The sequence below is a fragment of the Streptomyces diastatochromogenes genome (genome assembly GCF_002242805.1).
Taxonomy (GTDB): domain Bacteria; phylum Actinomycetota; class Actinomycetes; order Streptomycetales; family Streptomycetaceae; genus Streptomyces; species Streptomyces diastatochromogenes.
Genome location: NZ_MCGQ01000034.1, coordinates 41339 through 53738, shown reverse-complemented (window position 1 = coordinate 53738; position 12400 = coordinate 41339). Strand labels below are relative to the sequence as shown.

Sequence of the window (12400 nt, the reverse complement as noted above, 5' to 3'; positions counted from 1 at the left end):
GCCGTCCGCACCAGGGCCGATCGGCCCCACGGGCGGAGAAAGCGGGTCAGTGGTCGCGGCACCATGCCCGGTACGCGGCCACCGCCGTGGGCAGCGTCGGGAAGATGCGGTCGGTGCCGACGGACTTCGCGAGGCCGTACGCCTCGAGTTCGTCCAGCAGGTCCTGCTTGACCCGGGCGAGGGCGAACACGATGCCTCGGTCCGTGAGCTCCCGGCGCAGCTCCTCCACGGCGTCCAGGGCCGTGATGTCGACCTCCACGTTGGCCTCGGTGTTGAGGACGAACCAGTGGACGGGTTCGTTCTGTTCGTCCACGGCGGCCAGCGCCCGGCGCCGGAAGTCCTCCGCGTTGGCGAAGAACAGGGGCGAGTCGTAGCGGTACACGAGCAGACCGGGGATCGTGCGTGCCTCCGGGTAGTCGTCGACGTCGTGCATGCCGGCCACCCCGGGGACCAGGCCCTCGATCGCGTCGTGCGGCCGGGCCACCCGGGTCAGCAGTTCGGCTACCGACAGGCCGACGGCCACGAGCACCCCGTACAGGACGTCCAGGGCGAGCACGCCCGCCAGGCAGCCCAGGGCGAGGAACAGTTCCCGGCGCCGGAAGGAGGCGAGCCGGCGGAAACCCGCGACGTCGATCATGTGGGCGGCGGCGTAGACGACGAGCGCGCCGAGCGCGGCGGCGGGCATGCGGGACAGCAGCGGGCTGAGGAACAACAGGACGGCCAGCACCGCCGCCCCCGCGACCAGTGAGTACACCTGGCTGCGGGCGTGCGCGGAGGACGCGAGCGCCGTACGGCTGGCGCTGCTGCTGATGGGGAAGCCGTGCACGACACCGGCGCCGAGGTTGGTGGCGCCCAGGGCGAGGAACTCCCGGTCGGCGTCGAGCGGCTTCTGGTCGCCGCGGTCCGCGAACGCCCGCGCGGTGAGGATCATGTCCGTGTACGCGACCAGCAGCACACCGAGCGCGGGCAGCGCCAGGCCCGGCAGCTCGGCGAGATCCGGCAGGGCGAGGTCCGGAAGGCCGGAGGGCACCGTGCCGATCACCGCGACGCCGTACCGGCCGTCCAGGTCGAAGGCGACGACGGCCGCGGTGGCGAGGACCACGGCGAGCAGCGGTCCGGGGAGGGCGGGGAAGAAGTGGGCGACGGTGAAGAGGAAGACCAGTACGGCGGCGGAGAGGATCACGGTCGCCAGGTGGGCCTGTCCCAGATGGCTGAAGAAGGACCACAGCTGCGGGAAGAACTCCGTGCCGCTCGTCCGCACACCGGTGAGCCTGGGCAACTGGTCCACCGCCATGATCAGTGCCACGCCCGCGAGATAGCCGACCAGGACCGGCCGGGAGAGCAGATCCGCCAGGAAGCCCAGCCGGATCGCCCGGGCCACCAGGCACAGCAGCCCGACCGTGACGGCGAGGGCGGCTGCCAGCGAGGCGTAGCGGCCCGGGTCGCCGCCGGCCAGGGGGCCCACCACCGTGGCCGTCATCAGGGCCGTCGTGGACTCCGGGCCGACCGACAGCAGGCGCGAGGAGCCGAACACCGCGTAGAGGCCGAGCGCCGGAAGGATCGCCCAGAGCCCGGTGACCGGTGGCAGACCGGCCACGCCCGCGTACGCCATGACCTGCGGCACGAGGTACGCGGCCACCGTCACGCCCGCCGGCAGGTCGTCCCGGAGCCGGCTCCCCAGGCCCGCGAGGAGTGCACTGGGGCCGGGCACGCGAGCGCGCAGCCCCGCAACCCGCCCGGCCCAGCCTTGGGCGACCCGCCCGGCCCAGCCTTTGGCCATGCGTCGACCTCCGCCGTCCGCCCTCAGGATCCACCGGCGCACGAGCCACCGCGAGGCGTACGGGCGATCAGGCGTCCTCGTCCTCCGGGGCCTCGCCCCTCGTGGTCGGGTACCGCTGCCCGCGCAGTAGACGCCGGACCGGTGTGACGGCATGAAGGGCGGGAAGGGCGCCATCCACTTCTCGCGGATCCCGATTGCGCGGTGCACGGCCGCGAGCCGCTTCCCCGCGTCTCCAAGAGGTCCTTCCCGCCACTTCCAGCACACCACGGGAACGGCTGGTCCACCAGTGCCCGAAGGGCCTGGATCTCTCAGAGGACGCCAGAACGAGGCGCCAGAACGAGGGGGGCGGTTTTGAACGCGTTCAAATGCAGGCGTACGCTCCTGCCATGAGCGACAGAGCCGCCCTGCTCAAGGGCATTCGCGTCTGGCTGGTCACCTTCGTCGTGTGCCTCGTGCTCAGCGGGGCCACCGCCTTTCCGCTGGTGCACGAACTCCGGTGGACGGAGAGCGTGCTGCGGGCACTGTCCGTGCCCGAGCATCTGCCCGGGCTCATGGCGTGGATCTCACGGGTGCGGGACGGACTCGACACCGTCGACACCAAGTACCCGTTCGTGCTGTACGGAACGGACTGGCTGGCGTTCGCGCATCTCGTCATCGCCGTCGCCTTCTACGGGCCGTACCGCGACCCGGTCCGCAACATCTGGGTCGTGGAGTTCGGGATGATCGCCTGCGCGGGGATCATCCCGCTCGCCCTGATCTGCGGACCGATCCGGGGAATCCCCTTCTGGTGGTCGCTGATCGACATGTCGTTCGGGGTGTTCGGGGTCGTCCCGCTGTACGTCGTACGGCAGAAGATCAAGCGGCTGGAGGCGCTCAGCGCTCCGGCTGCTGCTTGAGGGTGGCCATGATGATGCGCTCGGCGACCGGGTTCGCCGACTCACCCTTGGCGTCCGTGGAGTTGACCGAGTAGACGAGGGCGCGGCTCAGGTCCCGGGTGGCGGCGATCGCCGTGCTGTAGCCGTAGCGGGCCCCGGACTTGAGCCAGTACACCGTGCCCTTGTGCTCGAACCGTTCGAGACCGGCGCTGTAGGTGGCGCCGGTGATGTTCGCCGGCACCGTGAACATCTCCTGCAGCTGCGGCTCGGGCACGATCCGGCCCTGGAACAGTGCTGTGATCAGCCGTTCCAGGTCGGCGGTCGTGGAGATCATGTCGCCCGCCGCCCAGCGGTCCGCCTGGTTCCAGTCGCTGACGTCCACGAACCGTGTGGTCCCGTCGGCGTCCTTCACCAGCTGGTAGCCGTGGTTGTGCGGGCCGTGGATCACGGGGTCGGTGCCGGGGAAGTAGGTGTGGCGCATGCCTGCCGGGCGCAGCACCAGCCGGGTCGCCTCGTGCGCGTACGAGTGTCCCGTCACCTTCTCGATCAGCATCCCGAGGATCGTGTAGTTGATGTTCAGGTAGTCCTGCTGGTCACCGGGGTCGAACTCCGGCCCCTTCGCCACCGCCGAGGCCACCACCTGTTCCGGGGTGATGGTGTCGAAGCGGTGCGCGTACTGGTCCGCGAAGTCGTCGCCCCAGCCGTCGCCCGGCTTGATCCCGCTGGTGTGGTTCAGCAACTGCCGTACGGATATGGGCTTGAAGGCCGGGGTGAGCAGTCCGGGCAGGTAGTGCTGGACGGGAGTGTCCAGGTCGACCCTGCCCTCGGCCGCCAGCTTCAGCACGGTCGCCGCCGTCACGACCTTCGTCGTGGAACCGGCCCGGAACCGGGCGTTCGGGTCCGCCGCCCGCCCGCTCGCCAGGTCGTGCACGCCCGCGCTGCCCCGCCAACTGCCGTCGGTGCCGCCGACCCGCACCAGTGCGGCGGTCGCGTCGGAGTCGGGCAGCCCGGCGAGTGCCGCCTGCAGGGCCCCGGGATCCGGGACGGTCTTCGCCGCTCGCGCGGTCACCGTGGCCGTCGGCGCGGCGAAGGCGGGCGCCACCAGCGGGCCGGCCGTCAGGGCCAGGACGAGGGAGGCGGCGAGTACGGTGCTGCGGCTGCGCAGGCGCATGGAGGCTCCTGGGGAGGATGAGGCGGGCTTTCGTGTTCATCCTCCGCCGGTGCGCCGTGATCGGGATCGTCGGCAGGGAGGGGCCGCGACCCTGACACGACCCCCAGTAACCAGGTTGTGGATCGGGGGAGTTGTACGGGATGGCCCCTAGGAGTGGCGTCCGCATGCGGTCCGGATGTGGTCCGGAAAGGAGACGGGGCCCGGTTTCCCGGGCCCCGATCTCACTGCGGTGGCGGGTGCGTGAGCGTGGTCACGACGTTCCGCCCGTGAGCCGGTCCTGTACGGCCGGCCCGTGGTGCTGTCAGTACTTCTTGGGGATCAGGCAGAAGTCGATGTGGCTGAGGCCGTAGTACGTACCGTTGTTGTCGTTGATCGCGGCGTGGAGCAGGGCGTCCGCCTTGATGCCGGTGGGGAAGTCGGTCGCGTTGTAGTCGTAGAAGTTGGCGACCGGCCCACCCTTGACGATGACGCCGCGGGCGGCGTACGGCCCGTGGATGAGGAAGTTGACCAGCACGTGGTCGGGGTCGGTGTTGTCCAGGCCGATGTCGACCGAACCGTCCTGGTGCGGAGCGTCGAACTGGTGGTTCCCGGCCGTCGGCGGATCGACCTTGAACGCGAAGTCGAAGGCGCCCGGGATGAGGTCGTCGCAGGTCGGGTTCTCGGGGGGTGGCAGCTCCAGGATGGGCTGCACGCCCTCCTGGCTCGGCGGCCCGGCCGAGTCAGCGGCCGACGCGGGGCTGACGGCGAGGCCGAGGGCCACTGCCGTGGTCAGGCCGGCGCAGGCGAGCCGCGCTCCCCACACCTGCCTCTTCGAACGGGTAGTCACTCGCATGGCGAGTACTCCTCCTTGTCGCTGGGCCCTGGATCTCGGGCACCTGATCTCGCCCTCGCGAACTCCCGGGCATGTTCTGCTGGGAGTTCGAGCGCTGGACATCTGTCCGCCGGGCGACCTGAACATTTCCACGGCATGGTGGCCTGCACGCTTTGCGACTCCTTTCCCTGGGCCATTTGAGTCCGATAAAACGACCAGAAAGGTGAAGCGGGTGCCGGCGGAGCCGGGGAAATTCGGCCGAACGAAGGGCCTGATGCGCAGACATGCGAGCCGTCGCGACACGGAATTGCCGGGATGCTGCCGACGGGTGACACGACGGTCGGCGTCGGCCTGGGAACCGCCCTGGGAATGTGTGTAATCCGTATAGTTTGCCGCGCTTTCGTCACCCCCTCCCCTTCCGACCACCCGTATCCCACTTCCATCCCGGGATGTTCCATGCGTCTGAGGAAAAGCACGACGAGGCTCGTCACCACCGCCTCCACCGTGGCCCTTCTCGCGACCGCCGCTCCGCTCGCCACCGCTCACGGCTCGCCGGCGCGCAACGAAAAGACCCTGACCGCCGCCCCTTTGGCGACATGGCAGACCGATGGCATCGTCTGGTCGGTCGCCTACGCACGCGGTGTCGTGTACGTCGGCGGCACTTTCGACAGCGTCCGCCCGCCGGGCGCGAAACCCGGTCAGAAAGAGGTCGCCCGGAAGAACTTCGCCGCGTTCGACGCCGTCACCGGCAAACTGCTGCCGTGCGCGCACTCCTTCTCGGAGGGCGAGGGGACCGTACGGGCGCTGAAGGCGTCGCCCGACGGCAAGGTGCTGTATGTCGGCGGATCCTTCGGCAAGGTCGACGACACCGGCGTGGCCAGCGTGGTCGCGCTCAACACGGCCAAGTGCTCGCTGCGCGCGGATTTCCGCCCCGCGGTGGCGGCGACGGTCCGTGCCATCGACACCACCCGCACCACGGTGTATCTGGGTGGCGACTTCACGACCGTCGACGGCCAGAGCAGGAACTACATCGCATCCCTCAGCCCCAAGGGCAAGCTGCTGCCCTTCAGAGCGGACATCGACCAGCCGGTCCGGGCCGTTCTGGCCGTACCCGACCACAAAAAGGTCCTCGTCGGCGGTGACTTCGAGCACGTCAACGGCGCCACAGAGGATTCGCTGGTCGCCCTGAATCCCTCGACGGGCGCGACCGTGACCTCTTTCCCGCACTGGGTTCCGCTGTACTCGTCGGTGAAGGCACTGGCACGCGACAAGACCAACTTCTATGTCGGAGCCGAAGGCACCGGGGCGGGCATCTTCGACGGTCGCATCGCCGGCCGTCTGTCCGACGGCAAGATGGTCTGGAAGGACTTCTGCCAGGGCGCCACCCAGGCGATCGTGGTGCAGCGGGGCCTTCTCTACAGCGCCTCGCACGCCCACAACTGCGTCCGCACTCCGGGCGGCTTCCCCGATGGACGTCGTCGGCACTTCCTGGTCCAGTCCGTCAGCGACAGACGCATCCTGCACTGGTTCCCCGACACGGACGACGGACTAGGGGAGGCAATCGGTCCCCGCGCACTGGTCATGGCCAAGGGAATCCTCTGGGCGGGCGGCGAGTTCACGACGGTCAACGGCAGACCCCAGCAGGGCCTGACGCGCTTCACGTCCGGGCCCGCGAACACCGCTCCCGAAGCAACTCCCCAGCTCACGGCCACGAGTTCACGCGCCGGCAAGGTCAAGCTCACCTGGCAGGCCACCTGGGACCGGGACACCGCGGAGCTGACGTACCTGATCTATCGCGACCGCGTCCGCGTGGCCTCGCTGAAGAAGCGCTCCACCGACTGGGAGCTTCCGGAGATGACGTACACGGACTCCGTCAAGCCCGGCTCTCGCCACCGGTACACCATCGCCGTCACCGACGGCAGGAACACCACACGTCGGTCGAAGGCGCTCGTCGCGACCGCAGCCACGAAGGCGACCGCAGCCGCGAAGGCGCCCGCAACTGCACCGGCGGCCGCGACCGCACCGGCGACCGCGACGAAGCGATCGGTGGGAGAGCCGTGGTGGGTGAACCCCTTCGCCACCCCGTAGTGCGAGAGCGAGAGCGAGAGCGAAAGCAGAGCGAAAGCAGAGCGGAAGCAGAGTGAAGACAGCCCGGAAAAACTGTTATCAGGCCCCCGCCTAGCCCGTCTCCACAGTGTGATCCACGGCATTGCGTGCAGGACGGCCTGGGCTGAGAAGGTGCGGGCATGAGGACGGACGTCAGCGGGCGGGAGTGGTCCGCCACCGTCGCCGCCGCGCAGGCCGGTGACCGGCGGGCTCTGGAGGAACTGCTGGAGGGCTGGCTGCCGCTGGTCTACAACGTCGTCGGCCGCGCCCTGAACGGCCACGCCGACGTCGACGACGTCGTCCAGGAGACCATGATCCGCGCCGTCGACAACCTCGGCACCCTCCGCGACCCGGACAGCTTCCGGTCCTGGCTGATGGCCATCGCCATGCGCCAGATACGCGACCGGGCGCGCCGGGGGAAGGGTCGGCGGTCCGCCGAGGGCCCGCCGCAGGACGGGGACTTCGCCGAACTCTCCGTCCTGCGGCTCCAGTTGGAGGGGCAGCGGCGCGAGGTCGCGGAGGCCGTGCGCTGGCTGGACGCCGAGGACCGGCAGTTGCTGTCGCTGTGGTGGCTGGAGGTGGCCGGGGAGCTGACCCGGCGCGAGCTGGCGGCCGCCGTCGGCATCAGCAGACAGCACGCCGCCGTCCGCGTGCAGCGGATGAAGGAGCGCCTCGAGACCTCCCGGGGCATCGTCCGGGCCCTGGCCGGAGCCTGCCCCGAGCTGCGCGAACTGACCGCCCGCTGGCCCGGCCGGCCCGACTCGGTCTGGCGTAAACGGCTGGCTCGGCACATCCGGGGCTGCGGCTACTGCGGCGACGCCCGCGAACCCGTCGTACCGGCCGAGCGGCTCATCGTCGGGATCGCCCTGGTGCCCGTACCGGCCGGGTTCACCCTGTCGCTGGTACTCGGCGGCAAGACGGCGGCCGCGGCGACCACCGTCGGCTGGTCCACCAAGGTGCTGGGCGCCCTGACCAAGCCCGCCGTGGCCGTGACGGCCGGCGCGACACTCGTCGCGGGCGGCGCCTACATCGCCGTACGCACCCCCGACGCACCGCCCGCCCGCACGGCACCCACACCCACGGCGGACCGCACGGCCGTCCAGCCCCCCGTCACGTCGGCCTCGCCGCCCCGGTCGGCCTCACCTTCACCCACCCCCTCACCCACGCCTTCGCCGACCCGGCAGAAGGCCGTCTACGGCACGGTCGTCGACGCCGTCGACCGGGCACCCGACCCGGACACGCCCCCGGCCGCGCTGCCCCACCGGCCCGAGACCGGCATCACCAGCACCGGCGGTGCCAAGGCCGTGATGCAGCACCGCGGGGACAGTGTCACGCTCAGCGGCCGGGGCTATGTCCAGGTCCGCTGGCAGATCCTGCCCAAGTCCCGGCCCGGCTCGCTGGTTCCGCCTGCCTGGACCGGGCTGACGGGCAAGCTGTTCCACGTCGCCTCGGGCGGCGGCCGCCGGATGGACGACCCCCTCGCCGGCAGCCCCGACGGCTACGCCACCGGCATGGGCGGCCCCACCATCGGCTACGCGGTGCTGCCCGCCGGCACCCAGCAGATGTGGCAGAACGAGTACTTCTACCTGGACGGCACGGTCACCCTCACCGTGAACGAACGCGGCTGCGACTACGGCGTCATCGTCTTCCCGTCCACCTGGCAGGCCGTGCACCAGGACGTCACCACCGGCCCCCCGCAGGGCACCATCCGCTTCGGCCTGGTCCGCGACGACGGCAAGGACTCGGCGCCCGTCCCGCAGTACCTGACCCGCGCCACCCCCGCCGATCCGGCGACGGTCCCTCAGCGCTCGCGCGTGTAGCGCTCCTGCGCGGCCATGACCTCGTCCCCGTGCTCGAACGCCCAGGCACCGAAGGCATCGATGGGCGCGAGCAGGGTCCGCCCGAGGCCGGTGAGCCCGTACTCCACCCGGGGCGGCGCACCGTCGTACGCCCGCCGCTCCACCAGGCCGTTGAACTCCAGCCGCCGCAGCGTCTCGGTCAGCACCTTCTGACTGATCCCGCCGATGTGCTCGCGCAGGGCGCCCGGGCGCCGGGGGCCGTCCTTGAGCGCCCACAGCACCACGGAGTTCCAGGTGTTGCCGAGCAGGTCGAAGGCGAGCCGGGCGCGGCAGTCGGCGAGGAAGTCCTGGTCTTCGGTCACTTACCGAATGGTGCCCGAGCCGCTTCCTACTGTCGTGGCCGTAGGTGAATCCAACCGACCTGGACGGGGTGGCAGTTGTGCGCATCGGAATACTCGGCAGGGGTGGCATGGCGGACGCGCTCGGGGAGCAGTGGAAGCGGGCCGGACACGACGTGCTCGCGGGCAGCCGGTCGCGCGGGGACGTACGGGCGGCGGCGGGGCACGGGACCGACGCGGTGCTGCTGGCGGTGCCCTACGCGGCGGTCGTGGAGGTGGTCGCCGGCCTCGCCGACGTGCTGCGCGGGAGGGTGCTGATCGACTGCACCAACCCGGTGGGCCCGGACTTCGGGCTGCTCACGGCCAGTGGCCCCGCGGCCGCCGAGCGGATCGCCTCCGCCGCTCCCACCGCCCGCGTGGTGAAGGCCTTCAACCTCTGCCACGAGAGCGTCTGGCGGCTGACCCCGCCGGTCTTCGCCGGCCGCCCCCTCGCCGTCCCACTGTGCGGGGACGACGAGGACGCGCTCACGGTCGTACGACGGCTCGTCCGCGATCTCGGCTGCGAACCCCTGCACGCCGGCGGCCTCGACCGGTCCGGCCTGCTGGAGGCCACGGCCGCGCTGCTGATCCGCCTGTGGGTGGGCGAGGGCGCGGACGCCCAGGCGATCGCGCCGCCGCTGGAGTTCGCCGCCGGTTAGGCCTCGTCGCGCAGGGCGTGCAGGGCGTCGATGCGGTTCGTGGTGATCGAGTCGACGCCCAGGTCGAGGAGGCGGCGCATGGAGCGGCGGGTGTCCGGGGTCCAGACGGACAGGAGGTATCCGTCGTGGTGGACGCGGGCCGCCAGGGCCCGGTCGACCAGGGAGAAGCGGTAGTTGAGCCAGCGGGGGCGCACCACGTCCAGCAGCGCCGGCCGGGGCGGGGCCAGAGTCGTCCAGGTCAGGGCGATCTCGGCGGCGGGGTCGGCGGCGCGGACGGCGAGCATGGCCTCGGCGTGGGCGCAGTAGTACACGCGGTCCCGGGCCCCGCTCTGCCGGACCACGTCCATCACCCGCTGCACGGTCCGGCGGTCGACCCGTCCGCACAGGTCCACCATCACCCGGCTGTCGCCGGTCGCGGCCAGTGCCTCGGCCAGTGTCGGCACCCCGCCCGCGGTGAGCCCGCGCACCTCGTCCGCCGACAGCGAGGGCAGGGGCCGGTCGTGCTCCCACAGCCGCTTCAGCGTCCCGTCGTGCAGCAGCACGGGGACGCCGTCGCGGGTGAGGCGTACGTCGATCTCGACCGCGTCCGCGCCCAGGTCGAGCGCGGAACGCAGCGAGTCGAGGGTGTTCTCCCGGAAGCGGTAGGGGGCGCCGCGGTGGGCCACGGCGGTCACGGTCTGCATGGCCCCCATTGTGACCATGGCGCGGTGGTCGATCGCGCAGGGATCAGGGGGCGAGCCACGTGGTGGTGTACGTGTCGATCTCCCGCACGATCCTGGCCTTGCCCGGCGCGTCCAGGAAGGACGCCTCCACGGCGTTCTTGGCGAGGTCGGCGAGGCCCCGCTCGTCGAGGTCGAGGAGGCGGGCGGCCACCGCGTACTCGTTGTTCAGGTCGGTGCCGAACATCGGCGGGTCGTCGGAGTTGATCGTGACCAGCACGCCGGCCCGGGTGAACTCCTTGATCGGGTGCTCGTCCAGGGTGCGGACCGCGCGGGTGGCGATGTTGGAGGTCGGGCAGACCTCCAGCGCGATGCGGTGCTCGGCGAGGTGCGCGAGCAGCTTGGGGTCCTGCGCGGAGCTGGTGCCGTGTCCGATCCGCTCGGCGCGCAGCTCGGTCAGCGCGTCCCACACCGTCTCCGGGCCGGTGGTCTCCCCGGCGTGCGGCACGGAGTGCAGGCCGGCGGCGATGGCCCGGTCGAAGTACGGCTTGAACTGCGGCCGGGGCACGCCGATCTCGGGCCCGCCGAGCCCGAACGACACCAGGCCCTCCGGGCGGATCCGGTCGTCGGTGGCGAGGCGGGCGGTCTCCTCGGCGGACTCCAGACCGGCCTCGCCGGGGATGTCGAAGCACCAGCGCAGCACGGTCCCGAACTCGGCCTCGGCCGCCTTGCGCGCGTCCTCGATCGCGGCCATGAAGGCCAGCTCGTCGATGCCGCGCCGGGTCGAGGAGAACGGGGTGATGGTCAGCTCGGCGTACCGCACCTGCTGGCGGGCCAGGTCACGGGCCACCTCGTAGGTCAGCAGCCGGACGTCCTCCGGGGTGCGGATCAGGTCCACGACGGACAGGTACACGTCGATGAAGTGCGCGAAGTCCGTGAACGTGAAGTAGTCGGCCAGCGCCTCGGGGTCGGTGGGGACCTTGGAGTCGGGGTGGCGGGCGGCCAGTTCCGAGACGATGCGGGGGGAGGCGGAGCCGACGTGGTGGACGTGCAGTTCGGCCTTGGGCAGTCCGGCGATGAAGGCCTGCAGATCGCGGTCGGGCGTACCGGCGGCGGGCACGGAGCTGCGGTCGGTCAAGGTTCCTCCCCGGGAACGGCGCCCGTGGAGCGAGGTCCGTGGTCCGGGCGCGGGTGATCGGCTGATCGATGACTCGGGATCATCGTAGGCCCCCGCCCACGACGCCCCGGCCCCCGCCGTAGCATGACAGGACATCGATCACAGGGGGGCCTGAGCCATGTCCGACGAGGCGCCACAGCCGACGCCACGGGAGCACAGCGCCGGGAGCGGGCCCGAGTCACCCCGGGTCTCCCTGGACAAGGGGAGTGCGGCGGATCCATGGGCGGCGTCTCCGGCACCCGAGCAGGGAGCCGGTGACACGGTCCTCTCCGGAGCACCGGGAACCCCGGTACCGCCACCGCACCCTTCGGTCCACGACCAGCAGACGGTCACGTCCCTCCCCACCCCGGACGCCCCTGCCGACGCGGTCCCACCGGCCTGGGCCAGACCGGCCGACCCGTACGCCCCTCCGGCCTCCGCGCCGGCGAACCCGTTCGCTCCGCCCACTGCCCCACCCGCGGCGACGCCGTACGCCCCTCCGGTCGCCCCCGCCAACCCGTACGGGCCACCCATGGCCCAGCCCTACGAGACGGCCCCCGTACCCCCGCCGCCCATATCCCCCGACGGCCCCGGACAGGTTCCGTACGGCTATCCGCCCCAGCAGCCGGGCTACGGCGCACCCGGCATCCCCTCCTACCCAGCGGCGGGCGGCTACGGCTGGCCGGGCCTGCAGCCGCAGCCGAACAACGGCATGGGCACGGCCTCCCTGGTGCTGGGCATCCTGGCGACGGTCGGCTTCTGCGCGTGGCCGCTGGCCCTGGTGATGGGCGTCGTGGCCGTGATCCTCGGCGCCCTGGGCCGCGGCAAGGCCCGCCGGGGCGAGGCCACCAACCCGGGCGTGGCCCTCGCCGGGATCATCTGCGGCGCCGCGAGCATCGTGCTGATCCTGGGCCTCTTCGCGTTCGTGATCGCGGCGTACAAGAGCTGACCCGCGCGATGGCCGTCCCGGCCGGCAGCCGCCTCCGTGCGGCGGCCGCCCCGCCTGA

General features: G+C 71.6%; 11 protein-coding genes. 5 read left to right on the top strand and 6 right to left on the bottom strand.

Going from position 1 to position 12400, the window contains the following annotated elements; translation table 11 throughout:
• Positions 1-46: 46 nt before the first annotated feature.
• The gene (locus BEK98_RS33285; protein WP_094220466.1) at positions 47-1780 is read right to left on the bottom strand and encodes a SulP family inorganic anion transporter; all 1734 of its coding nucleotides are present in this window, start codon (positions 1778-1780) and stop codon (positions 47-49) included.
• 386 nt (positions 1781-2166) lie between these two features.
• Here BEK98_RS33285 and BEK98_RS33280 point away from each other — a divergent pair, with 386 nt between their 5' ends.
• The gene (locus tag BEK98_RS33280) at positions 2167-2676 is read left to right on the top strand and encodes a hypothetical protein (protein WP_094220673.1); all 510 of its coding nucleotides are present in this window, start codon (positions 2167-2169) and stop codon (positions 2674-2676) included.
• Here BEK98_RS33280 and BEK98_RS33275 read toward each other — a convergent pair.
• Together BEK98_RS33275 and BEK98_RS33270 are read right to left on the bottom strand one after the other, a co-directional pair.
• On the bottom strand, positions 2654-3826 hold the full coding sequence (locus BEK98_RS33275) for a serine hydrolase domain-containing protein (protein WP_094220465.1): 1173 nt from the start codon (positions 3824-3826) through the stop codon (positions 2654-2656). The two genes, BEK98_RS33280 and BEK98_RS33275, sit on opposite strands and share 23 nt — an antisense overlap.
• 301 nt (positions 3827-4127) lie before the next feature.
• Positions 4128-4658: a hypothetical protein gene (locus tag BEK98_RS33270; protein ID WP_143684192.1), complete on the bottom strand. Its 531-nt coding sequence runs from the start codon at positions 4656-4658 to the stop codon at positions 4128-4130.
• A gap of 435 nt (positions 4659-5093) precedes the next feature.
• On the opposite strand from BEK98_RS33270, the gene BEK98_RS33265 reads away from it, so the two are divergent.
• Together BEK98_RS33265 and BEK98_RS33260 are read left to right on the top strand one after the other, a co-directional pair.
• A complete protein-coding gene (locus BEK98_RS33265; RefSeq protein WP_244202096.1) occupies positions 5094-6725 on the top strand; it encodes a PQQ-binding-like beta-propeller repeat protein in 1632 nt (543 codons plus the stop codon).
• 158 nt (positions 6726-6883) lie between these two features.
• Positions 6884-8563, top strand: coding sequence for an RNA polymerase sigma factor (locus tag BEK98_RS33260; protein ID WP_094220463.1), 1680 nt, complete (start codon positions 6884-6886; stop codon positions 8561-8563).
• Here the strand turns inward: BEK98_RS33260 and BEK98_RS33255 are convergent.
• Complete coding sequence (locus tag BEK98_RS33255; RefSeq protein ID WP_094220462.1) at positions 8545-8904, bottom strand: winged helix-turn-helix transcriptional regulator; 360 nt, start codon at positions 8902-8904, stop codon at positions 8545-8547. The two genes, BEK98_RS33260 and BEK98_RS33255, sit on opposite strands and share 19 nt — an antisense overlap.
• Positions 8905-8981: 77 nt before the next feature.
• On the opposite strand from BEK98_RS33255, the gene BEK98_RS33250 reads away from it, so the two are divergent.
• Positions 8982-9578: an NADPH-dependent F420 reductase gene (locus BEK98_RS33250; protein WP_094220461.1), complete on the top strand. Its 597-nt coding sequence runs from the start codon at positions 8982-8984 to the stop codon at positions 9576-9578.
• On the opposite strand, the gene BEK98_RS33245 is transcribed toward BEK98_RS33250, so the two are convergent.
• The gene (locus BEK98_RS33245; protein ID WP_094220460.1) at positions 9575-10261 is read right to left on the bottom strand and encodes a glycerophosphodiester phosphodiesterase; all 687 of its coding nucleotides are present in this window, start codon (positions 10259-10261) and stop codon (positions 9575-9577) included. The two genes, BEK98_RS33250 and BEK98_RS33245, sit on opposite strands and share 4 nt — an antisense overlap.
• Positions 10262-10304: 43 nt before the next feature.
• Complete coding sequence (locus BEK98_RS33240; protein WP_167444310.1) at positions 10305-11375, bottom strand: adenosine deaminase; 1071 nt, start codon at positions 11373-11375, stop codon at positions 10305-10307.
• A gap of 157 nt (positions 11376-11532) precedes the next feature.
• Between BEK98_RS33240 and BEK98_RS50270 the strand changes: the two genes are divergently transcribed.
• Positions 11533-12342 carry a DUF4190 domain-containing protein gene (locus BEK98_RS50270; RefSeq protein WP_244202095.1) on the top strand — a complete coding sequence of 270 codons (810 nt, stop codon included), beginning with the start codon at positions 11533-11535 and terminating at the stop codon, positions 12340-12342.
• The last annotated feature ends 58 nt before the right edge of the window (positions 12343-12400 follow it).